This is a genomic window from Paenibacillus sinensis (assembly GCF_019904155.1).
GTDB classification, from domain to species: Bacteria; Bacillota; Bacilli; order Paenibacillales; family Paenibacillaceae; genus Paenibacillus_AQ; species Paenibacillus_AQ sinensis.
The window spans coordinates 27,158-48,769 of the sequence record NZ_JAHCMB010000190.1 but is presented as its reverse complement, the minus strand read 5'-3'; the positions used below and the strand labels follow the sequence as shown (position 1 = coordinate 48,769).

At 53.2% G+C, this 21,612-nt stretch carries 23 protein-coding genes and 1 riboswitch; of the genes, 3 read left to right on the top strand and 20 right to left on the bottom strand.

Features of this window, described 5'->3' with window-relative positions:
* Position 1 precedes the first annotated feature (1 nt).
* Entirely contained in the window at positions 2–337 is a 336-nt protein-coding gene (locus tag KIH86_RS22695; protein WP_223083653.1) for a hypothetical protein, read from the top strand.
* A gap of 128 nt (positions 338–465) precedes the next feature.
* Here KIH86_RS22695 and murB read toward each other — a convergent pair whose 3' ends face one another.
* From murB to KIH86_RS22610, 17 genes are all read right to left on the bottom strand, one after another.
* Positions 466–1,395, bottom strand: coding sequence for a UDP-N-acetylmuramate dehydrogenase (gene murB / locus KIH86_RS22690; RefSeq protein ID WP_223083652.1), 930 nt, complete (start codon positions 1,393–1,395; stop codon positions 466–468).
* 126 nt (positions 1,396–1,521) lie between these two features.
* Positions 1,522–2,328 (bottom strand): (2Fe-2S)-binding protein, encoded by an 807-nt coding sequence (locus tag KIH86_RS22685; protein WP_223083651.1) that lies wholly within the window; start codon positions 2,326–2,328, stop codon positions 1,522–1,524.
* Between the two features lie 82 nt (positions 2,329–2,410).
* Positions 2,411–3,211, bottom strand: coding sequence for an ABC transporter ATP-binding protein (locus KIH86_RS22680; RefSeq protein ID WP_223083650.1), 801 nt, complete (start codon positions 3,209–3,211; stop codon positions 2,411–2,413).
* 243 nt (positions 3,212–3,454) lie between these two features.
* Positions 3,455–5,272: an APC family permease gene (locus KIH86_RS22675; RefSeq protein ID WP_223083649.1), complete on the bottom strand. Its 1,818-nt coding sequence runs from the start codon at positions 5,270–5,272 to the stop codon at positions 3,455–3,457.
* A gap of 125 nt (positions 5,273–5,397) precedes the next feature.
* Positions 5,398–5,553: riboswitch (cyclic di-AMP (ydaO/yuaA leader) on the bottom strand.
* A gap of 157 nt (positions 5,554–5,710) precedes the next feature.
* A complete protein-coding gene (locus KIH86_RS22670; protein WP_223083648.1) occupies positions 5,711–6,148 on the bottom strand; it encodes a disulfide oxidoreductase in 438 nt (145 codons plus the stop codon).
* Complete coding sequence (locus tag KIH86_RS22665; RefSeq protein WP_235775553.1) at positions 6,145–6,903, bottom strand: DsbA family protein; 759 nt, start codon at positions 6,901–6,903, stop codon at positions 6,145–6,147. Before KIH86_RS22665 ends, KIH86_RS22670 begins: the two co-directional genes overlap by 4 nt.
* Positions 6,904–7,106: 203 nt before the next feature.
* A complete protein-coding gene (locus KIH86_RS22660; RefSeq protein WP_223083646.1) occupies positions 7,107–8,423 on the bottom strand; it encodes a hemolysin family protein in 1,317 nt (438 codons plus the stop codon).
* 267 nt (positions 8,424–8,690) lie between these two features.
* Positions 8,691–9,707: a S66 family peptidase gene (locus tag KIH86_RS22655; protein ID WP_223083645.1), complete on the bottom strand. Its 1,017-nt coding sequence runs from the start codon at positions 9,705–9,707 to the stop codon at positions 8,691–8,693.
* Positions 9,708–9,866: 159 nt separating this feature from the next.
* Complete coding sequence (gene gerQ / locus KIH86_RS22650) at positions 9,867–10,253, bottom strand: spore coat protein GerQ (RefSeq protein ID WP_235775559.1); 387 nt, start codon at positions 10,251–10,253, stop codon at positions 9,867–9,869.
* 74 nt (positions 10,254–10,327) lie between these two features.
* Positions 10,328–10,750: a cell wall hydrolase gene (locus KIH86_RS22645; RefSeq protein WP_223083643.1), complete on the bottom strand. Its 423-nt coding sequence runs from the start codon at positions 10,748–10,750 to the stop codon at positions 10,328–10,330.
* Positions 10,751–10,986: 236 nt separating this feature from the next.
* The gene (locus KIH86_RS22640) at positions 10,987–11,745 is read right to left on the bottom strand and encodes an SDR family NAD(P)-dependent oxidoreductase (RefSeq protein ID WP_223083642.1); all 759 of its coding nucleotides are present in this window, start codon (positions 11,743–11,745) and stop codon (positions 10,987–10,989) included.
* An 85-nt stretch (positions 11,746–11,830) separates the two neighbouring features.
* Positions 11,831–12,232 carry a DUF2500 domain-containing protein gene (locus KIH86_RS22635; RefSeq protein ID WP_235775552.1) on the bottom strand — a complete coding sequence of 134 codons (402 nt, stop codon included), beginning with the start codon at positions 12,230–12,232 and terminating at the stop codon, positions 11,831–11,833.
* A 158-nt stretch (positions 12,233–12,390) separates the two neighbouring features.
* Positions 12,391–12,567 (bottom strand): hypothetical protein, encoded by a 177-nt coding sequence (locus KIH86_RS22630; RefSeq protein ID WP_223083641.1) that lies wholly within the window; start codon positions 12,565–12,567, stop codon positions 12,391–12,393.
* A gap of 153 nt (positions 12,568–12,720) precedes the next feature.
* Positions 12,721–13,230, bottom strand: a complete 510-nt coding sequence (locus KIH86_RS22625; RefSeq protein WP_223110672.1) for a GNAT family N-acetyltransferase — start codon at positions 13,228–13,230, stop codon at positions 12,721–12,723.
* 3 nt (positions 13,231–13,233) lie between these two features.
* Entirely contained in the window at positions 13,234–14,523 is a 1,290-nt protein-coding gene (locus KIH86_RS22620; RefSeq protein WP_223083639.1) for a WD40/YVTN/BNR-like repeat-containing protein, read from the bottom strand.
* A 38-nt stretch (positions 14,524–14,561) separates the two neighbouring features.
* Positions 14,562–15,959: an amino acid permease gene (locus tag KIH86_RS22615; RefSeq protein WP_223083638.1), complete on the bottom strand. Its 1,398-nt coding sequence runs from the start codon at positions 15,957–15,959 to the stop codon at positions 14,562–14,564.
* A 33-nt stretch (positions 15,960–15,992) separates the two neighbouring features.
* On the bottom strand, positions 15,993–16,622 hold the full coding sequence (locus tag KIH86_RS22610; RefSeq protein ID WP_223083637.1) for a LysE family translocator: 630 nt from the start codon (positions 16,620–16,622) through the stop codon (positions 15,993–15,995).
* A 151-nt stretch (positions 16,623–16,773) separates the two neighbouring features.
* Here KIH86_RS22610 and KIH86_RS22605 point away from each other — a divergent pair, with 151 nt between their 5' ends.
* Positions 16,774–17,700, top strand: coding sequence for an L-lactate dehydrogenase (locus tag KIH86_RS22605; protein ID WP_223083636.1), 927 nt, complete (start codon positions 16,774–16,776; stop codon positions 17,698–17,700).
* Positions 17,701–17,967: 267 nt separating this feature from the next.
* On the opposite strand, the gene KIH86_RS22600 is transcribed toward KIH86_RS22605, so the two are convergent.
* The 3 genes from KIH86_RS22600 to KIH86_RS22590 all read right to left on the bottom strand — a co-directional run bounded on the left by KIH86_RS22600 (position 17,968) and on the right by KIH86_RS22590 (position 20,089).
* Positions 17,968–18,192, bottom strand: a complete 225-nt coding sequence (locus tag KIH86_RS22600) for a DUF3898 domain-containing protein (protein WP_223083635.1) — start codon at positions 18,190–18,192, stop codon at positions 17,968–17,970.
* Between the two features lie 8 nt (positions 18,193–18,200).
* A complete protein-coding gene (locus KIH86_RS22595) occupies positions 18,201–19,061 on the bottom strand; it encodes a tyrosine-type recombinase/integrase (protein ID WP_235775558.1) in 861 nt (286 codons plus the stop codon).
* A gap of 116 nt (positions 19,062–19,177) precedes the next feature.
* Positions 19,178–20,089, bottom strand: coding sequence for a LysR family transcriptional regulator (locus KIH86_RS22590; protein WP_223083633.1), 912 nt, complete (start codon positions 20,087–20,089; stop codon positions 19,178–19,180).
* A 115-nt stretch (positions 20,090–20,204) separates the two neighbouring features.
* Here KIH86_RS22590 and KIH86_RS22585 point away from each other — a divergent pair, with 115 nt between their 5' ends.
* Positions 20,205–21,542, top strand: a complete 1,338-nt coding sequence (locus KIH86_RS22585; RefSeq protein WP_223083632.1) for an amino acid permease — start codon at positions 20,205–20,207, stop codon at positions 21,540–21,542.
* The last annotated feature ends 70 nt before the right edge of the window (positions 21,543–21,612 follow it).

Here is a 21,612-nt window from a genome sequence, read left to right as displayed (position 1 = left end):
TATGGAAGAGCATGTGAAACTGCTGGCGGAATGGCTGGAGGAACATATCGGAGAAACCGTTGTAATTGAAAAACAGGAGATGGAAGACAGCGATAAAGTGTATTTCAAGCTTGATCGCGTCGATTATCGGGATGCGGATTCCGTGATCGATGATTACCTGGACAGCGCACTGATTCTCCACGGAACGGGAAGCACCATGAACGGAGACGGAGAACTCGTCGCGCTGCCGGGTCAGAGCTACGAGATCGCCGTAAGCGGCCTGAGCTTCGAGCCAGCCGGTGCCGGCAACGTTGCAGCGAAGACTGAACGCGCCAAGTATACACTGACCATTGAGTGATCGGCGGCAGAATGTCTATTAGTTATAGATGAGTATCTCTTATGACGACAAATCGCTGCGGTGATATTTCCCGCAGCGATTTTGCCATTGTTAAAGTCTTGATTGATCCATTGGTTCCGGCGTTCGTGTTATACGTTCCCGGTCTTCGGTTCCTCGCCGATAATCTCGACTTCCGTCTCAAGCTCAACGCCGAATTTCTCGTTGACCTTCTCTCTGATATGCGCGATCAGTCCGATGTAATCGCTGGCTGTCGCATTATCGGCATTGATAATGAAGCCCGCGTGCTTCTGCGACACTTCCGCGCCGCCGATTCGTGTGCCCTGAAGGCCACTCTCCTGAATCAGCTGGCCGGCGAATCGTCCGGGCGGACGCTTGAACACACTCCCGCAGGATGGATATTCCAAGGGCTGCTTCGACTCACGAAGCTCGGTTAATCGGTCCATCTCCGCCTTGATGGCAGCGGGATCGCCGGGCTTCAGCGCAAAGCGCGCTTCGAGAATGACGTACTGCCCTCTCGTAAAGACGCTCTTCCGGTACCCGAACTGAAGCTCTTCGCCAGTGAACTTGACGAGCTCTCCCTTGCTGTCGATCGCCAGTGCGCTCTCCAGCACATGGGCGACTTCGCCGCCATAGGCTCCTGCATTCATATACAGAGCCCCTCCGACTGTGCCCGGAATGCCGCAGGCAAACTCCAGACCGGTAAGACCATGGCTCAGTGCGACGCGCGAAGCTTCAATAATCTGAGAGCCGGCCTGCGCCACGACATAATCATTCTCTACACTTATTTCACCAAGACCCGAAGTCTGCAAAACGATGCCGCGTACACCGCCGTCCCGAATAATGACATTCGAGCCGTTGCCCAGGATGGTCAGGGCAATCCTGTTAGCAGCGGCATAGGCAACTACCGCCTGCATTTCTTCATAAGTTCCGGGTGCAGCCAGAATGTCGGCTCGGCCGCCCATTTTAGTAAACACATGATCCCTCAGCGGTTCAGCGTTCTTGACCGTACCCGTATGTACCAGCTTCACCAGTTCTGTCTGTATGTGGTTAATATCCATGGATTTGCTCCTTTAATCCTTACTTGGCTTAAGCAATCCTCACTTTAACAACGAACAGGCTCCCTTGTCAATGACGGGAGCCTCTGCAAGCCTATGAAGTTGATATTCCGGTTTGATGCCGGAGGCCTATTCCGCTGCTGCCGATCCTGCCCGCAGACGGTTTTCCTCCCGGCGCCTGTTTCGCTCCCGCTCGCTTACCCGCGGACAAATGTAGCAGAGGCTTCCGCCTTCGGTGCAATAATACAGACAACAGCGGTTGCGGATTTGCACCCTCTTGCCGGGATCGGCGATATCCTCCGTATACCGCACTTCCACCTTGAACGGATTGCGGTGAAGGCCGAATATGTCGGCAGGCAGGTCTTTAAGCAGTTGGTAGGACTCGCGGAAACGCACTGTGGTTGGATCGGATTCTTCTCGCTCAAGCATGCTTTCATAATAATTGAACCGGGTCGGCAGCTGTCCCCATGCATCCGTTATCGAAAGACCGCTTGCTCTTGAAGCTTCCCGAATCAGTGGACCGGCCGTCTCCTGATAGAACTGCTTCAACACGGAGACGATATCCCCCTTCTGTGCTTCCCGATCTTCTCCTAGAGGCGTTTCGATCCATTCGCCAACCGACCAGGCTACCCGGCAGTAGCCTTTGGATGGGATAAGATGGAGCGTCAGACTGGACAGCTCCATTCCCACTGCGGCTCCCCCGGCCGAGAGGCCATACAGCAAGGCAAGAGCGGGGCTGGCGATCCAGTTAGCCAAATAAGCCCCGGCTGCCTTGCGCTCCAGCGCCTTCATCATAGGGACATAAATATCCATGAAGCGATCCATGCCTTCCGGCTCCGCAATTTCTCGGGCGGAAAAAGAATACGCGGCGCCTTCCGGCACCGCTGTATGAATATCGAATAATTGGGCGAATTCTTCCTTCAGCAGAATGGTCACCCGGGTTCCCCCTCTCTCAGCCCTTTCCGGCTTCCCCCTCTTCACGCTATCTGGCTACGGTAACACCGTATAAGAAGAGCCTCTAGACAGCCTCGCGTCCGGCAAGACTGTGCGGGAGGCATAGCGGAAGGCCGGTTCGCGGATCTTCCACGATGTCCGCTTCAATACCGAAGACGGCACGCAGAACCTCCGGCGTCATGACTTCAACCGGGGTCCCTTCGCTGATCACCGTACCTGACTTGATCGCAACCATATGCTGGGCATAGCGCGAAGCGTGATTCAGGTCATGAACGACCATAATAATGGTTCTTTTTTCCCGTTCGTTCAACATCTGAAGCAGCTGCAGCACTTCAAGCTGATGGGCCATATCCAGAAAGGTGGTCGGTTCGTCGAGGAACAGAATTTCCGTCTCTTGCGCCAGAGCCATGGCAATCCAGGCACGCTGCCGCTGTCCGCCTGAGAGACGTTCGATCGGCCGATCTCCAAAGGCGCTCATCCCGGTAACTTCAATCGCATTCGCCACAATCCGGCGATCCTCGGAGGTTAGCGAGCCGAAGCCTTTTTGATGCGGATAGCGTCCATAAGCGACCAATTCGGACACCGTCAGGCCGTCCGGTGCAGTGGGATTCTGCGGGAGTATAGCCAATTGGCGGGCTACTTCCTTGGTCGATTGGCTGTGGATGGATTTACCGTCCAGCAGCACGCTGCCTCCGGCCGGCTTCATCAGCCGGGACATTGTCTTGAGAATGGTCGACTTCCCGGACCCGTTCGCTCCGACGAGCGCTGTGATCTTTCCGGTTGGAATGGTCAGATTAAGGTCTTTGACAATAATCGACTCCGCATATCCGATGCTTAATTGATTTGCGTTCAGGCGTTCCGCCATTTCACTTCACTCCTTATCCTTATTAAAGCGGTATGACCGCCGTAATGATATCATCCCTGCTCTTGCTATAAACCTCAGCCGGTATGGCTCTCTTCTATATAAATGATATTGATTCTCATTATCTATGTCAACTTGAAAGATACTGAATTATCAAAAATTTTCCGAAATCCGTTGTTTTTTCAGCAAAAAAAACCGCCCCGGGAAACCCGGAACGGCCTTTGAGAACAAACTGATCTTAGAAAGCTATTTATTTAAGTGATAAGGCACTGTCGCGACGACAATATCTTTATGATTCATCAGATAAGTCCGGATAAAAACACTGGTTTGATTATGCAGAACCGCCTGCCACCAATGCTTGGTAATAAACTGCGGAATCAGAATCGTAATATGGTCCGTTGAGGCCGTCTTCCACTCGACCGTGTCGATAAATTTGACCAGTGGCCGCATAATGCTGCGATAACGGGAACGGAGCACGATCAGACGAACGCCCGGGTTCCATTCCTCCCACTTCTGCTCCATCTTGCGAATTTCTTCTTCGTCAAAACCGACATACAGCGCCACTACGTTATCGGTGAGCGATTTCGCGTAGCTCAGGGAGTGAAGCACTGCACGTGTCACGCCGGATACCGGAACGACTATCGTACTTCCCTTGATTACCGGTTTCTCGGTGTCGAGCTGAATCCGGAGCTGGTCGGCCGTATTCATGTAATGCTGATGAATCCGGAAGAAGATCAGCATCACAATCGGCAGGAAGATGAAGGCCACCCACACATTCGAGAACTTGGTGATGATGAAGATCAGCGTAATGGTCAGCGTTGTCAGCATCCCGATGGTATTGACTACAAATTTCGTCTTCCAACCTGAAGGCTTCAGCTTAGCCCAACGGATCATCATGCCAAGCTGGGACAGGGTGAACGGGATAAATACGCCTACCGCGTACAGCGGAATGAGATTGGTCGTCTCTCCATGGAACGCCGCGACAAGAACCGCAGAAGCTACGCCCAAGAAGATGATGCCATTCGAAAATCCGAGCCGGTCACCACGGACCATGAAGGCATGCGGCATATATTTGTCCTTGGCCAGCATGAACGACAGCAGCGGGAAAGCCGAGTACGCCGTGTTGGCCGCCAGGAACAGGATAATCGCCGTTACCGTCTGAATGCCGTAATAGAGAAATCCGCGTCCAAAGGTCGATTCCGCTATCTGCGACACGACGGTCTCTTTTGCGTTAGGCGTAATGCCGAACCAGTAAGCAAGCAGCGTAATGCCGGTGAACATGAAGCCCAGAATCAGTCCCATCATCATCAGCGTCTTGGCCGCATTCTTCTCGGCGGGAGCCTTGAAGTTCGGAATGGCGTTCGATACCGCTTCGACACCGGTCAATGCCGAACAGCCGGAGCTGAAGGCCTTCAGCAGCAGGAACAGGCTGACATTCGATACGGCCGTCCCGATTTCGGGAACGTCGGCATGGGCACCGCCTACTGCATATTTGATCACGCCGGTTACAATCAGAACGACGATCGACAGAACGAACAGATACACCGGAATCGCGATGAAGGAGGCTGACTCGGTTACACCGCGAAGATTGATGATCGTCAGAATGATAATAACTGTTACGGCGATGGCTACGGCGTGATCATGCAGGCTTGGAAAAGCCGACGTAATCGCGTCCGTGCCCGCCGAGGCGCTTACGGCAACCGTTAGAATGTAATCCACCAGCAAAGATCCGCCAGCCAGCAGGCCCGTCGAGACGCCAAGATTATCCTTGGCGACTATATACGCTCCCCCGCCCTGCGGATAAGAGAAGATGGTCTGCCGGTACGATAAAATCAGAATCGCCAGCAGCGCAAGAACAGCAAGCGCGATTGGCAGCGAATACCAGACCGCCGTGAAGCCGACCGTTACAAGAACGAGCAAGATTTGTTCCGTACCATATGCGACGGATGAGAGCGCATCGGAGGACAGAACGGCAAGTGCTTTCAGCTTGCTTAATTTCTCCTGTTCAAGCTCTGTGGACTTCCTTGGACGGCCGATCAACAGCCGTTTGACTCTGCTTACCATGTTGGATCCAGTTCCTCTCTTTGGTGAGTTGAAACGGTAATACCGTGCGCCGTTTTCAGTGGTTTATTTTCATAAATGAAGGCAAAAAAATAAGCATACGGTAATGACCGCATGCTTAAGACATGATCATTATCCACTGTGGCTTACGAGGTTAGCTGGCGGATTCGGACTGTGGCAGCCCTACGGACCGAAGACTTCGGTACCGATTCACCCCTTGACCGGCAGGCGGTCATGTTGGTTCCCCCGTTTTTCCTTCTGGGAAAATTCAGCGCATATTCAACTACTCACAAGGTCTAATATTAGTCGATAAACCCGGAGCAGTAAACAGTGAATATGATGAAAATAAATTGAAAAAACGACTAAAAAGCGCAAATTTCCAGTAAGAAAACTTCTACTCTTTCATTCTCTTGTTTTATCCCTTTAGCTCTTGTTTTTTCATCAATCAATGCTGTCTTTCTCCGCTGCCCGTTCTCTGCCGTTCCACAGCAGCAGTCCGATCAGCACAAATGCCGTGAGCGCCAGAAGCGGAACCGTCACAAAACCGAACCAATTGAGATAATCCTTGGTGCATGGAACGCCGATGCTGCAAGAAGCGATACGTCCAAGGGCAGGTATTTTCTGCTCTGCGTAATGATAGGTCGAAATGCTCCCTCCGATTACGCACAAAGGCAAAATGTAGGGAATGATCTTCCTGTCGTTCCGATAGGTCGCAATGCCGAGCAGCACGAACTGGGGATACATGAAAATCCGCTGGAACCAGCACAGCTTGCAGGGTTCGTATTTAAGTACCTCGCTCAAGTAGAGACTGCCTGCTACCGCGACCAGTGATACAAACCAGGCAAGGTAGAGACAGTGGCGTCTTACGAAGTCCTTCATTTCGACTCCGCCGCCTTCGCTGCCGACTCGATTGCGGCTCCCACCTCGTTCATATCAAATGCATTTTGGGCCGCAGTCCCGTTGACGAACAGCGTTGGCGTGCTAGTTACACCATTGTCTGAAGCAGTCTTGTTATCCCGTGACAGCTCGTCTGCATAGGTGCGATTCTGGATATCGGTGCGGAGAAGGTCGTAATCGATATCAAGCTGCTCCTTCTTGGCCAGCTCCACCAGCTTGTCCTCGGTCGCCCATCCTGAATTCTCCGCTCCCTGATTGCTATACATTGCGTCATAGAATTTCCAGAAGACATCGCTGTTCTGATGATAGACCGAAAGGGCGGCGAGCGATGCCGTCTCGGAGTCCGGGCCGATAAAAGACATATTCACAAAGTACAGCGCCGCCTGCCCCGTATTGATGTACTTATCCATAAGTTCAGGCTTGATGCTATTTGAGAACTGGGCGCAGGAGGGACATTGAAAATCGCCGAATTCCACAAGCTTGACCGGTGCGTCGGCTTGTCCAAGTCTTGGAAGCGTCGAATAGTCGAACTCAGCCGAAAGGGATGCGGTACTCTTGCTGCCTGAATTTTGGGAGGCCAGAGCAAAAAGACCGGCAAATATCGCGATGACCAGAACCACGGAGGCGATCAGTAATATTCGCGTCTTCTTTTTTTGCCGCTCCTGCTCCTGGCGCCGCCTCTCCTGATTACTCACGGAAGCGGCAGAGCCGCTGCTTCTTCTATTGGATTTGCTCAATGTAAGCCTTTCCTTTCTGTCCATCCGGACCTAAAGTTCAATAGATGATGTCTATTGGTAATAGTAAAAAGTATATAGTTTAGCTTATATCTTTGGCAAATGGAAGCAGCAGGTAATTCTTCTCGGCAAAAAAAGAGCGCACGCCTTATTTAAAGGTCGTCACGCTCTCCTTGCTTACGCCTGCTCCGGCTTCCAGACCCTTTTCAGGCTCCCGCCTCTTCGACCAGAGGCTCCGCCTTCAGCAGCCTGATACGGGCAACCCGCTTGTTGTCCGTCTCCTCGACCACGAACAAGTGGTCGTCGTACTGGAAGGACTGCCCCTTCTGCGGCGGATTCACTTCAAGTCTGGCATACAGCCAGCCTCCGATTGTATCGTAATCCTCCGTCTCCAGCTGCAAATCGAACCGGTTGTTCACCTCTTCGATCAACAGCAGGCCGTCAAGGGAATACTCTTCTTCTCCCAGCTTCTCCACTTCCGGACGCTCCTGGTCGAATTCGTCCTGAATCTCGCCGACGATTTCCTCCATGATGTCTTCCAGCGTAACGAGTCCCGAAGTACCGCCGTATTCATCAATCAGAATGGCGATCTGGGTCTTGGCCTTCTGCATCGTCTTCAGCAGGGCGCTGATCTGAATGGAATCGGGCACGGTCAGCACCGGCCGGATCAGCTCCTGCAGATTCATCGTATTCTCGCGGATCAAATCCTTCATATGAATAAATCCGACAATATGGTCCTTGTCGCCGTCGAATACCGGATACCTCGTCCGCATACCTTCAAAGGCGACAGTGAGATTCTCCTGAACGGACAGATGACTGCTCAGGCAGATCATTTCTGTCCGCGGAATCATAATCTCCCTGGCCGTGGTGTCTGCAAATCCGAAGATATTGTCCACCAGAGCCATTTCGGTGTTATCGATCAGTCCGCTCTTGTTGCTCTCTTGCATGATAATCCGGATTTCCTCTTCCGTATGCGCAGTTCCCGTCTCGGAGACGGGCGTCAGTCGAAACAGCTTAAGCAGCCCGTGGGCCAAGCCGTTCACGATCCAGATCAGCGGATACATCAGCCGGCAAAAGGCTGTCATAAGTCCTGCCGTCAACAGCAGAACGTTCTCCGCCTTGTTCACGGCAATGGTCTTGGGCGCGATCTCGCCGAGTACGATATGCAGAATGGCAATCAGCAGGAACGCCAGGATAACAGAGCATACATGCACCGCCGTCTCCCCAAAGCCGAGCCCTGTAAGGGCTGGAGTCAGCAGGGTAGCGATTACAGGCTCTCCCAGCCATCCAAGCGCCAGCGAGGACAGCGTAATGCCGACCTGGCAGGCTGACAGATAAGCGTCCAGGTTCCGGATGATATACCGGGCGGACAACGCTCTTTTGCTGCCTTCTTCAGCCAGGGTCTCTATGCGTCCTCCCCGCGCCTTCACCATTGCGTATTCGACAGAAACAAAGAATCCGTTTAACAGCACCAACAGAAAAATCAGACTTACTCTCAATAAACCGGGTAAAGGGTCGCTCAAATTCTCTTCCTACCCGTCCACATATTCAGGCAGGCGGGTAGGCCCACCTCCTTCGTTTGTTCAAAATTGTGACTACCGACAGTGCAATCGTTCCTTTCGCTACATATTTCCCAATGCATTCAGCTCCTTGCCAGTTCCGAGTGTAATGAATTATTCATTATTATATAAATTTATACCTGTAGACCGCAAGCATGCGCGTCCCCTCCGAAAATTGGATACGGCTTGTCATTGCAGCCTTCAGGAGCGTAAATGAGTACAAACTGCGGATTACGGTGAAAAAACCTGCAATACGGTCCCTTGGCCTTCCGATGCTTCAATTACCGCCCGCGCTCCGTTAATTAAAGTCATTTGTGGGGGAACATGGCCACAGTCTATATCATATATAACAGGCAGGTTCAATTCCTGAGCCAATTCCGCATAGACATCTTCGGCTGTGTAATCATCGACAGATTGATTGGCGGAGCTGCGCCCGAACAGAATACCCGAGCAATGATCGAACCAGCCCGCCAGCTTCATGTGAACGAGCGACCGGCGCAAATCGGCGGTATTTAGCTCGCAGTTCTCCAAAAACCAGACAATTGGCTCACCGTGTATGTAATTCTTCTGGAATTCACCGACATTTCCGTAAGGTGTACCGATCAGATGTCTGATCACATCGATGCATCCTCCTAGCAAGCGGCCTTGAATATTCGCCTTGTCTTCCGAAACAATTTTCCATGAGGCAGGTTCCGTTAAGTCAAAAATGCAGGGCGACGGCTCATCACGCTTCCACTCCCGCTGGTACTTCTCCGAGGAATGCTGCAGGACGGATTCTCCCATACGCGTGGACAACACGTCCTTCCACCTGGCTGTAGTCGGGTCCGAGAATTCACCTCTAAGATCAATCAAATTTGTACCATGTGCTGTGGCAATGCCAGTTCGTAAAGTTACCGCTAACAGCAGGAGACTGATATCCGAATAACCAAGTATCCATTTTTCCTTGAATCGGTTAAAATCCAGAAATTCCAATATCTCAATCAGCAGTTCACCACCCCAAGGCGGAAATATCATATCCACATGCTCGTCCGTCATCATCTTGTTCAATTCAGAAGCGCGAAGGCGTGCAGGAGACGATTTGGCCTTATCCTGGGTCCAGACGGTCTCTCCATACTGTATCTGATATCCTTGTTGGATCAACCGATTGTCCGCTTGCTTAAGCAAATCGTGATTTTCTTCTTTCACACCATAGGAAGGAGCCGTCACTCCAATAGTAATTCCTTCTTTCATATGCGGGTAACGAATCATAGTGAAACCTCCCTTTTATTATGGAATAACCTACGTGATTTGGTTAATTGTACCGAATAATCCGAAGTGCGGCAATGCTTCATCCTATGTGTAAAAAATAACGGCACCCTCCTTAATAAGGAAAGCGCCGTTGCGATATGTTGTGCTTCACGCTCCTAATTAACGGTAACCGCGGGATGTAGGCGGCGGATTGCCAACTACACCGGGATATTGATACACCAGCGGCTGATCGAAGGTAGCATAGTCCAGATTAACCATTAACAGAATGGTGCGCTGTCCGGTTGTCGGATCGCTGATGATAATATGGTCGCGTCCGGCAGCTTCCAGCACGCCCTTGAAGATCTTGGCGTTCCATTCGCTGTTGTTCTCGTAGGTCATGTAGAACGTTCCGACCTTGCCCAGGTTCAACCGGAGAATGTTCTCAATGTACGATTGCTCGAAGGCGGGCTGCGCGGTGCTGACCACCGTTCCTCCAGGGGTAATCATACCTCCGCTGGCAACCTGGGACGGGTTGCTGGGTGCGGTCATTCCTGTTCCGCTGCTCATGCTTCCGATCGTGTAAGTCACGGGACGATAAGGCTGTGTCAACATGAAATTCAATTCCTCCTTAAGCTGGGTTGTCAATATACGTTGGGACAATCTTCTGCTGTCGGTCTAAAGAAGCAGTGGGCCTTGTAGCGGCCCGTGTTCTCCTGGTTAAACCAGGTAGCCGGGCAATCGCCCGCAGGACGAAAGAACCAAAGGGCATTGGTGGCAGGCCGGGTCCGTTCTCCGCCGATCGCGCGCCGGGCCAGCCGGATATCCCTTTCTCTCGCTCTCTGATAGAAATAGCCTTTAGTCGGCGCCTCAAAGCCTCCCGGACTCTGGAACACCATGTCATCGATGGAGCGGATATTACGGAAATCCAGGCAGTTGGAGAGAATCCGGTTAACTCCAACATTGCCGACCATCAGCATGCCGGGGTCCCCATCCTCCTCCGCCTCCGCCCGCATCAGCCGGGCCAGAACTTTCTCGTCCTCCGAATTTGTTTTAATGACGGCCACGCGCGTTCCTCCTTCAAGTACCTCCGTGAGCGGTTTTTCTGAGAAACGGCTTCCCCGGGAGTTCGGCAGCTGCGCCTGATCCGCTTCAATTCGTAAGGGCACCGCCGTTTCTGCACGATGTATTGTATGTGCGGGAGCCCAAGTGGTGCATGACAATACCCTTGATTTTTCAGCTCATGCCTAAGAGATGTCTGTTTGACCTGTTTTATTTAATGAGTTCAGTCGACTGATCGGTCTTAATCCGGCACGTAAATCATCTTGCGAGTCATCCCGCCGTCAACGACCAGCTGCGCTCCGGTCACGAACCGGTTATCCGGATCGGCCAGATACAGACAAGCCTTGGCGATATCCTCGGGAACACCTACCCGCCCCGCCGGATGCTGGTCATGATCTTCATCACGCAGTGAGCCGTAGTCGCCCGTCTCAATCCAGCCCGGCAGGATGCAGTTCACCGTTATACCATCCCTGCCCAGCGTTACCGCCATCGCATGGGTTAGCGACGAAATGGCGCCTTTGGATGCCGCATAAGCCTCTGTATCCGGTTCCGACATCAAGGCGCGAGTGGAAGAGATGTTGATGATCGTCCCGCCGTCCGGGTTGTCCCGCATCACCTTGGCGACTTCCCGGGATGTCAGGAAACAGCCGCGGGCATTTGTGTTCATCACCCTGTCCCAATCATCGACCCCAAGCTCATAGAAACTGGCTGCATGCGGATTGGCGATTCCGGCATTGTTGATCAGGACATCGATATTTCCGTAAACAGAGACCGTCTTTTGCACCATCGCGGTAATATCTTCCTCCCGGCTGACATCGCATGCGACGAACATCGCAATTCCTCCTTGCTCAACAATCTCGCCAGCGGTCTTCTCGCCTTCCTCCCGATTCACCTCGGCTATGATGACCTGGGCTCCTTTCTCCGCGAATGCCTTGGCGACTCCCCGTCCGATCCCCCGTCCGGCTCCGGTCACGATTACGGTTTTATCTTTAAAAGTCATGGCTCATCACTCCTGTCCCGAATAATAGTCTGCAAAACTAATATATCCCCTGAATCCGCATTACGGAAACAGAGGATAGGATTTGTCAGCGCCCTTCCAATCTTGAATAATGGGTTTCCCGGGTAAACCCGAGATAACGAGTTCCCTGATAGGTCAATATCCCCCGGTCCCGTTCCGCACTTACACCATATTCTCCCCCTTTTACCCTAAGCTCCATCCGTTCTCCATTCTCCAGCTCGAATGTGATGTAATAGAGCGTTGTGGTGCGAGCGGGGCTTCCTTCATCCTGCGGCTTCTGTCTGATCTCGCTCCGTTTGGCGACAATCCGGGCAGGGACGGTAAGAACGGGCTTCCGGTTGTTGCGACTCCAGGCCAGCAGCTCCCTTCCAGCCGCCAGAACTCCTATAGCCACCATTACGGCGAAAAAGATCGGCAACACCGTTCCGGCAAAATCAAACATCCACGATGAATCCGGACCCAAATTCACAGCTGATTCCTCCTCGCCCCGAAGTGATCGCCCAGGCCGGGCTTCCCTACATTATATGCCAGGCTATAGCGGGAGAGACTTGGCGAGTGACAACAAAAAAGACCGGCGTCTCCCAGTGGGAAATCGTCGGTCTTCAGATCAATGAGTCATTTTCTATCTTATGCATGTACCAGATCCAGCAAACGTTTCGTCTCGTCTTCTTCCTGAGGGATCATACCGTTCTCTGTCCAGCAAGCCATGCATTGTTCTTCAGTCTCACACAGGTAAGCATCTTCGCAATTGTAGCACAGCTGAAGCAGGTTTTTCGTAACAAAGTCCGTTTCAAAAGTTCTCATGATAATCTCTCCTATCNGTTAAATATATCACAATCTCACAGCTATATGTGTGATTTTTTTCACATTCAATAGAAAATTTTAATTAATTTTTTTATTGCTAAAAAAGGAACTTCCAGACGTATGAAACGAGTTATCGAGCAATCTGAAGCCGGGTTAGAGGTATTTTTTAAAACCTTTACTGACCAAACCGTCATAGCCTTCTTTTTCGAAGAACTGATGTGCTCTTGTCCGGCTTGAATTGCTTAGAAGCATAATCCGGTGACAGTTAATAGACTTGCAGTACTCCTCAACATATTGTAGAAGCTGCTGCCCAATATTCTTGCTTCGATGATCCTCATGAACAATAATGTTCTCAACTACCCCATACGGTCTTGTCCCATGCAGCGCCTGGATACATATATTGAGTGTGACTGTCCCTAACACCTTCCCCACTTCATCGAACACGAGCAGAAAATTATTAGGGTCTCTTCGAATGGCATCAATTTGTACTTCGAGCACATTCATTTTCTTGCTATTTGGCACTAACATACGATAGAGCTCGTACAGCTGGTCTTTATCCGATTTTTCGGCTTCTCGAATCAAATTCGTATCATCTCCTATATGTTCAAAATAAAGAAAGGCGACCCGACCCGCCAGCCGCCGGAACAAATCGCCATATATCATTAATTACAACACATGCCAACTGAGGCCTCCGTCCGTCGTCTGAAGCAGATTCGAGCGCTTGCTCTCGTTCTTCTCAATCAGCAGCCAGCCTGATTCCTCGTCAATGAATTGAAGCTTCACGACCTCAGGATATTCGGCAAGCTTCGATTTGAGAACACTGCTGGTGGATAGTGCCTTCCAGGTCTTGCCCTGATCATCCGTCCGGTACAGCAGATTGCCAATCAGCCGCCAGCCGATGGAATTGTTCAGAAAGGTGGGCGGGATATCAGCGTTAGTACCTGTTTGAATCCCGAGATTGAACGGAACATATTTCCAGCTGCTTCCCCCGTCCGCGGTGAAAAATCCACCCCAATACGTTCCATCACTACCCTTCTTGCTTGCCGATACCGGAATCCAGCCGTTGTTGAAGTTGAAAAATTGAGGAGTGTCGGCATTGACTTTATCATAATTCGTGAAGGTCTTGACATCAGAAGAGAACGACGTATCTTTGCGCCAGCCGGCTCCCCCGTCGAACGAATGATACAACTCCGGACCATTGGACTTGTTCAGGATATTCAAGCCATGATTAAAATCCCGGAACACTAGCCCCCCGGTCTCTCCGGCTACCGGAAGAGCGGGATGCGGCGAATTGGGCATGTACTGGTCGTTCTGCATCACAGTCTTCCAGGTAGCCCCGCCGTCTTCCGTCTTGTAAAGCGCCTTGCTCTCATGCTCGTCCTCGGAATCCCAGGTCGCCAATAACCAGCCTTTCAGAGCCGACACGAAATAAATCGACCGGATATCGCTCCCCTGGTTCAACGAGGAAATCTTCCAGGTCGCTCCCCCATCACGGGTCCGAAGCACCACGGTCTCCATCATGCCGAAGGATTGCCGGATAATCCAGCCGTTACTTGGATCGGTGAAAAAAATATCTTTGCCGTACACAGGGATCGTTGAGAACTGAACTGTCGAGGACGGCGAAATATTGCTCCAGGTCTTGCCGTTGTCACGAGTCATATAGAGCCGGAGGGAATTCTTGGTTACTCCCCAAGCAAGACCTTCCGTGCCGCTCATCAGCTCGAAGTCGGTTAGCCGGGTCTGGATCTGGTATTTGGAGGTTTTGGAGGAATCTATGTTGGAAGCGTCTGGCGTAATCAATGTGATCGTCTGACCTTCCTCCGGCGAAGCGCTTGGCAATACCGGACTCGGAGACGGCTCCGGCTTGGGAGACGAACACGATGCCAGGATCAGCGCAGCCGGGATCAGGACAAATAAAGTTCTCAATAGCTTATGGCGGGCAACTGCAGATGGCAATGTCCTCTCTCCTTTCGGTTTGAATGGCAGCCGGGAGCCTAGCTCCGGCGGCTGCCTTCCTGGTTCAAACGGCTGTTCCGGTAGCCGTAGAGGCTGTAAATGAACAGGCCGGCGATCAGCCATACGAAGAAGCCGGCCCATGTCTCGTAGCCGAGGCTGATCATCAAGTAGGCGCATGACGCTGCGCTGAGCAGCGGAATCACGGGAACCCAGGGCACTGTGAAGCCTCTCTTCAGCCTGGGCTGGGTCTTGCGCAGCACGATAACACCAAGAGATACGACCAGAAAAGCGAACAGCGTTCCGATGCTGGTCAGATTCGCCAACCGATCGAGCGGAACGAAGCCGGTCAGCAGGGCGATAACGCCTCCTACCATCCAAGTGCTGCGGACAGGTGTTTGCGTCTTCGGGTTGACGACCGACAGACTCTTCGGCAGCAATCCATCGCGCGAAATCGCGAACAGCAGCCGGGTCTGGCCGAAGAGCATGACAAGCAGCACCGTCGTCATGCCCGCGATCGCGCCGATCGAGATGAGGCCGGCGATCATATCTTGTCCCGCAAATCGCAGTGCATAAGACACGGGATCACTGACATTCAGGTTCTGATAGGGAACGATCCCTGTCAGCACAAGGGATACGGCTATGTACAGAATCGTGCATATCGCCAGCGAAGCGAAAATTCCAATAGGAAGATCTCGCTGCGGCCGCTTGACTTCCTCAGCCGCAGTCGACAAGGCGTCGAAGCCGATATAGGCGAAGAAGACGGTCGCCGCGCCATTCATAATGCCATGGAACCCGAAAGGCATGAATGGCGTCCAGTTCGCAGGCTTGACATAGAAGATGCCGGTTACTATGAACAACAGCACGACCGCAAGCTTGATCAGAACCATCACTTCATTAAAACGGGCGGTTTCTTTGATACCGCGCGACAGCAGTAGAGTGATCAGCAGAATGATGATAACAGCCGGGAGATTGACGAGCGTTCCCTCATTCGAATTATACGCCCCCGACAAAATAACAGGCAAATGGATGCCGAAGCCATCGAGCAGTCCCAGAAGATATCCGGACCAGCCGCTCGCAACCGCAGCCGCAGCCACACCGTATTCGAGGACAAGATCCCATCCGAGCACCCAGGCGAGAAGCTCTCCGAATGCCACGTAGCTGTAAGCGTAAGCGCTCCCCGATACCGGAATGCTGGAAGCGAACTCCGAGTAACAGAGTGCGGACAGGGCACAGGCCAGTCCGGCAATAATGAAGGAGAGCACCAGCGCAGGTCCGGCGTGTTTGGCCGCCGCCACTCCCGTCATGACGAAAATGCCGGTACCGATAATCGCACCGACTCCAAGAGCCGTCAAATCGAAGGCGCCAAGTGTTTTGCTCAGCTTGCCGCTACCGGTATCGTGAGATACGTCGAGCGGTTTTTTACGAAAAACGTTCATGCTCAATGATCGCTCCAGTCTATGCTAGTCGTATTATGGTGAAGTCGTCAACAGTTTGAGTCCCAGCAATGTGAAAATAGAACCGGCAACGATATTCGCCGCCTCGTTCACCCTTGGATTCTTCAGAATTCTGCCGGCGGCAGCCCCGGCGAAATAGGCCAATGCGCCAAAGATCAAAGCCGTCAGCACAATGAAGATAAGGCCCAGAATTATCATTTGCACAGGTACGTATCCGTAATCATAATGAACAAATTGCGGCAGAAAGGTCAGAAAGAAGATTGCCACCTTCGGGTTCAATACGTTCATGGTCAGTCCCCGCAAGAACAGTGACCGGTCATTCGCGGCGCGATCCCCCTCCGCTGCCGTTATTGGCATCTTCCGGTATTTAATCGACTTTCTTGCCAGATTAAACAGATACAAGGCCCCTGCTATTTTAAAGATGGTGAACAGTACAGGCGAAGTCTTGACCAGAACGGATAAACCGAGAGCCGCAGCCAAGGTGTGAATCGTGTTGCCCATCGCCAGACCGAGCGCCGTCACGACCCCCGCTCTTTTGCCGTTGGTCATTCCCTGGGTGAGTGCGAAGATCAGATCGGGACCGGGAATGAGGATCAGAATGACTGCCGCAAATGCAAAAAGTGCAAGCCCGGATGCAGTGAACATATTTTATTCGCCCCTTTCCTGAATACGGGTATAGGTAGTATTTAATATTGGGTAATGGATTAAATAACGGGTTCTTGAAAAGACTACCGAATGAAGCTATGATGGATAAGATTGGTCAAGAAAAATTCATAACTTTTAAGGAGATGGAACTATGGCCCCCCCCTTCAAACCTAATCGAGTCGTTGTCATTGGCACAGGAGCCGTTGGCACAACAACAGCCTACACTCTGCTGCTGCGCAACCGTATGCCCGAATTGGTCTTGATCGATGTGAATCACCAGAAAGCGCATGGTGAAGCACTGGACATGAACCACGGCCTTCCGTTCGTCGGAGGCGTTAAGCTGTGGGCCGGCACCTATGAGGACTGCCGCGAAGCGGACATCATTATCGTTACGGCAGGCGCTTCGCAGAAGCCGGGAGAGACCCGCATCGATTTGCTCCGCAAAAATATTTCGATCTTCCGGGATATCATCCAGAAGATTACCAAATATAATTCTCATGCGATCCTGCTGATCGCCACGAATCCGGTTGACATTCTGGCCTATGCCACACTCAAGATCAGCGGCTTCGACCGCCGCCGGGTTATCGGTTCCGGTACCGTGCTCGACAGCGCGCGTTTCCGCTATTTGATCGGCAAGTACAAGGAAATTGATCCCCGCAGCATCCATGGCTCCATCATCGGGGAGCACGGCGATTCCGAAGTGCCGGTATGGAGTCTGGCCAACGTCAGCGGCACCGACCTTGGCTTCGACGAAGAGACCCGTAAGGAAATCTACGAGGACACCAAGAATGCCGCCTATGAGATCATTAATGCCAAAGGCTCCACTTCCTATGCCATCGCGCTGGCGCTGGACCGGATTGTGGCGGCTATTCTCGGCAACGAAGGCGCCGTGCTGAACGTCTCCACGCTGCTGAACAACTATAACGGCGTGTCCGAAATCTTCCTTGGCGCACCTTGCGTTGTAGACCGTTCGGGGGTACGCGAAGTGCTGCCTCTGCCGATGAGCGACGATGAGACCAAGCTGTTCCAGCAGTCCGCCGAGAAGCTTAAAGGCGAAATCTCCAAGCTGGAGCTGTAGAAGAAACCTACTGCCGGCTACTTGTAGCGAAGCTTACAGAACTATGAAGAAAAGCCGCCTGCTGATTTGAAACGGCTCAATCTTCCTTTGGAGGAAGGCATCCGTTTCCAGGAAAACATAGAAGACTGCCACGGCAACAGCCAAATGATGACTTCTGTGTTTTTCAAAAGCCTGCGGCTTTTTTTATGGACATGCAAGGGAATCGGGGATCTCTTCTGAAGCAGCCTGTCAGCCAGTTGATCGAACGGCTCGGGGCCTGGATCAGCTCTATCGGCGAGAAGCCTTTATCGAAGAAGGAAGAGCCTTCAATGTCCAGTGCATACCGGTCTCCGAAGGATGCGTGTGGATTTTGTCGCCGGAGTCCGGCAGAAAGCCTGTTACATATGTATCCCCAATCTTGAATTTCAACTCGATCTCCAGCCTAATCTCGATCTCCGGCTTACTCTCGATGATTCGCGCTGCCGCCTCGATAACCTCCTCCCGCTCCCACATGATGTCACCTATTTCAGGAGCTCTAGCTGAAGCCTGGACATGGCCTCTTCCTTCTCTCTGTTCGTGATATGCGTATATACGGTCGTCGTCTGGATGGAGGAATGGCCTAGCAGCTCCTGAACCGTTCTCAAATCGGCCCCTCTTCGCAGAAGCATGGTCGCGAAGGAATGCCGAAGCTTATGGCTGGAATAAGAGCGGCGACGGGCAGCCGGAAGTCTGTTCTGGAATCGGTCAAAGGTATCGGAAGCGATCCCCTGAATAGTACGGATCGAGAGTCTGCGCCCCTTCTGGGAAATGAACATGGCCTCCTCCCGGTTCCCCCGCCAAGGCTCAAGCCGTTCCTGAATGGCTTCCTCCAGATAAGCAGCGACTGCCTCCGGAACGGGAACGGACCGCCATTTACGGCCCTTGCCGAACACATTCAGCGTCCGTCGCTCCGGATGGTAGTCGCCGATATTGAGCGTATGCACCTCGCCAACGCGAAGGCCCATGTATGCCATCAGCAGAAACACTGCCAGATTCCGCGTCTTGTATTTCCCGTCGACATGCGCAAGGAAATGCCGAAGATCATCTTCCTCCAGATAGACCGGCTCCCGGTTCTTCTCGGTTCTCGATTTCTTGATGCCTGAAGCAGGGTTGGTCTGCAGCAGTTCCAGCTCATTCAACGCCTTGAAGAAGCAGTTCACCGACGCGTGCTTGCGGTTCCGGGTCGAATCGCTGACCCCGCTCTCACGTATGCGGCTCAAATATGAGATTACATGCAGCTTCTTGACCGAACCGAGGGGCTTGCCTTGAAGGCCTGCCAGAAACTGATGGACATCATTTATATAGGATTTTTGCGTGTACGACGTATAGCCGGCATCCTTCATCCAGATGACGAAGGCTTCCAGCTCTTCTTCATATTCAGTCACATCTTCCTGCAAGGCGTCCTCAACCTCCTGTTCAACCGACGTTCTATTATAGCATAAAATACGGACGGACAGGCTCATACGGATATCTTATCCTGACGCCACAGACCTGCGTGCCTGCGCACTGTCTCCAGAAACGCCTCCAGCGCGGGGGAGTGCCATTTCTTGTGGTGGTAAGCCATCTGCGTCGTTACCCGATGGGTCGAGTCATCCCAGAGGAGCCTTGCAAGCCTGCCTTCTTCAAGCTCCTTCCGCACCGTAACGAGCGGGAGCAGCGACAACCCAAGCCCGGCAATAACACACTGCTTGATCGCTTCGATACTCCAGAATTCCAGCTTGGGGTCCGGATATACACCGGATGCGTTCAAATACCGTTCGAACAGCAGACGATAAGAGCAGCCCGTCTCGGTATGAAGAATCGTCTCGTTCCGCAGATCATCCGGACTTACGGGACCGCCATGCGATAGCCTGTGGCGGAGGGGTGCAACAAGCGCCATTTCTTCGTGAACCAGCGTCTCTACATGCAGGTCCTTGTCATTGAATTCTTCCTGAAGCAGGAAGGACAAATCCATCTCCCCGGTCCTGCTCATCTCCCTAAGCTCCCAGCAGGAGCCTGGCTTCAGGATGATCTCGACCTGCGGGAACTTTGACCGGTACTCGCCGATGATGCCGGGCAGGCGGAACGCCGCCAGCGACTCCGGCGCTCCGATCCGCAGCAGGCCCGAAACGCCGCTGTGGGCGCGCAATTCTTCCTCGGCCATGCTGTGCATCCGTTGAATTTGCCTCGCATAAGGCAGAAGCCGCCGGCCTGCGTCTGTCAGGATGATCTTCTTCCCGATCCGGTCGAACAACGGCTGCCCCAATTCCTGCTCAAGCGCCTGGATCTGGGCCGTGATGCTGGACTGCGCATAATCCAGCTTCTGGGCGGCGCGGGTGAAGCTTCCGGCCTCCACAACTTCAAGAAAAGTGAACAAATGTCTGGACTCCATCCTCAATGCCTCCTGCTATCGGAAATTTGAATGGATACCATTCAAAGAATCTGTTTTTCTAATAAGACCATTATCTGATACGCTATAACAAATGACAAGAGAGGCTGATTTACGAATGAAGCAATCTGTAACGCTGCGCAATCAGATCGGCATGCCGCAAGCCATCGCGCTCTATATCGGAGCGGTGCTGGGTTCCGGCATCCTGATCGTCCCCGGACTGGCGGCCGAAATGGCCGGACCTGCCTCCCTGCTCGCCTGGGGCCTGATGACGCTGCTCATTCTGCCAATGGCACTGTCCATGGGTTTTCTATCCGCCAAATACCCGAATGCAGGCGGCGTCTCGCATTTCGTCACGCTCGCATTCGGCGAACGGGCCGGCTCCTTGGTCGGCTGGTTCTTCCTCATGTCCGTGCCGATCGGCGCGCCGGTTGCCGCGCTCACCGGCGCCGGGTACATGACCGCGGCCATGGGCTGGGGCGAGACGGCGCGGATCGGCCTCGCCGTCTTGATGCTGGCCGTCGGCCTTGGCATGAATGTCGTCGGCATGTCGCTAGCCGGCAAAGTGCAGATCGCGGTGGTGATCGCCATCATCGCGGTGCTGATCTGCGCCTTCGGAACGGCGCTGCCGCATATGGAGCGTGCCGCCTTCACCCCGTTCGTCCCGCATGGCTGGATGAACGTCGGCCGATCTGCCGCCATCCTGTTCTGGTGCTTCATCGGCTGGGAGGCTGTCTCCCATCTATCCGAGGAATTCAAGGACCCGCAGCGGGCGGCGATTAAAGGCATCACGATCGCAGCAGCCATCGTCGGCACGCTGTACTTCCTGTCGGCGCTGGCGACCGTCGGCACCGGCAGCTATTTGGACGGAGCCGCTTCGTCAGCGCTCGTCCGGATGATCAGCGGCCCGCTCGGCCGCTGGGGCGGCCTAACTGCCGGGCTGACCGGCATGTTCATCTGCACGGCGACCATCATCGCCTACGCAGGCGCCGCCTCGCGCGTCGCTTACGCGATGGCCCGGCAGGGCAGCGCTCCGGCCTGGATGGGCCGCATGTCCCGGCGCTTCCATACGCCGATCGGCGCGCTGCTGTTCCTGCTGCTGTGCTTCACAGCCGTCATGTCGCTCTACGGCAGCGGCCTGCTCTCGCTGACAACGCTGATCACCTTCCCGAACGCCACCTTCATCCTGACGTATATCGGCGGCTGCGCCGCCGGGGTCCGTCTGCTGAAGGGAAGCCGCTTCGGATCAGCCGTCAGCTGGATCTCCCTGATCGCAACCGTGGCCGTCTTTCCGTTCACGGGAATGGCGATCGGTTACCCTCTCGTGATAAGCCTGGTGTACGGCTTGTTCATTCTCCTGCGGAAACGGTCTGATCGTATTTCGACTTCCGGTGGAGCATCTGTGCCCGATTCATCCGGCAACCATACTGCCGATGATCCCCGCAGACGCGCTTAATAGAAAAAGCCCGCAGAGCTAAAGCTCTGCAGGCGACACACCCGTCAAGAAGATGATGTTACAGGGCGAA

Bases quoted from the DNA above. Each gene is read 5' to 3' on its own strand.
- KIH86_RS22695 (WP_223083653.1), top strand. From the start codon at position 2: ATGGAAGAGCATGTGAAACTGCTGGCGGAATGGCTGGAGGAACATATC.
- KIH86_RS22615 (WP_223083638.1), bottom strand. From the start codon at position 15,959: ATGAACGTTTTTCGTAAAAAACCGCTCGACGTATCTCACGATACCGGT.
- KIH86_RS22600 (WP_223083635.1), bottom strand. From the start codon at position 18,192: ATGTGGGAGCGGGAGGAGGTTATCGAGGCGGCAGCGCGAATCATCGAG.
- KIH86_RS22670 (WP_223083648.1), bottom strand. From the start codon at position 6,148: ATGAAGGACTTCGTAAGACGCCACTGTCTCTACCTTGCCTGGTTTGTA.
- KIH86_RS22640 (WP_223083642.1), bottom strand. From the start codon at position 11,745: ATGACTTTTAAAGATAAAACCGTAATCGTGACCGGAGCCGGACGGGGG.
- murB (WP_223083652.1), bottom strand. From the start codon at position 1,395: ATGGATATTAACCACATACAGACAGAACTGGTGAAGCTGGTACATACG.
- KIH86_RS22590 (WP_223083633.1), bottom strand. From the start codon at position 20,089: ATGGAGTCCAGACATTTGTTCACTTTTCTTGAAGTTGTGGAGGCCGGA.
- KIH86_RS22585 (WP_223083632.1), top strand. From the start codon at position 20,205: ATGAAGCAATCTGTAACGCTGCGCAATCAGATCGGCATGCCGCAAGCC.
- KIH86_RS22675 (WP_223083649.1), bottom strand. From the start codon at position 5,272: ATGGTAAGCAGAGTCAAACGGCTGTTGATCGGCCGTCCAAGGAAGTCC.
- KIH86_RS22595 (WP_235775558.1), bottom strand. From the start codon at position 19,061: ATGAAGGATGCCGGCTATACGTCGTACACGCAAAAATCCTATATAAAT.
- KIH86_RS22605 (WP_223083636.1), top strand. From the start codon at position 16,774: ATGGCCCCCCCCTTCAAACCTAATCGAGTCGTTGTCATTGGCACAGGA.
- gerQ (WP_235775559.1), bottom strand. From the start codon at position 10,253: ATGAGCAGCGGAACAGGAATGACCGCACCCAGCAACCCGTCCCAGGTT.
- KIH86_RS22655 (WP_223083645.1), bottom strand. From the start codon at position 9,707: ATGATTCGTTACCCGCATATGAAAGAAGGAATTACTATTGGAGTGACG.
- KIH86_RS22610 (WP_223083637.1), bottom strand. From the start codon at position 16,622: ATGTTCACTGCATCCGGGCTTGCACTTTTTGCATTTGCGGCAGTCATT.
- KIH86_RS22625 (WP_223110672.1), bottom strand. From the start codon at position 13,230: ATGATATATGGCGATTTGTTCCGGCGGCTGGCGGGTCGGGTCGCCTTT.
- KIH86_RS22630 (WP_223083641.1), bottom strand. From the start codon at position 12,567: ATGAGAACTTTTGAAACGGACTTTGTTACGAAAAACCTGCTTCAGCTG.
- KIH86_RS22680 (WP_223083650.1), bottom strand. From the start codon at position 3,211: ATGGCGGAACGCCTGAACGCAAATCAATTAAGCATCGGATATGCGGAG.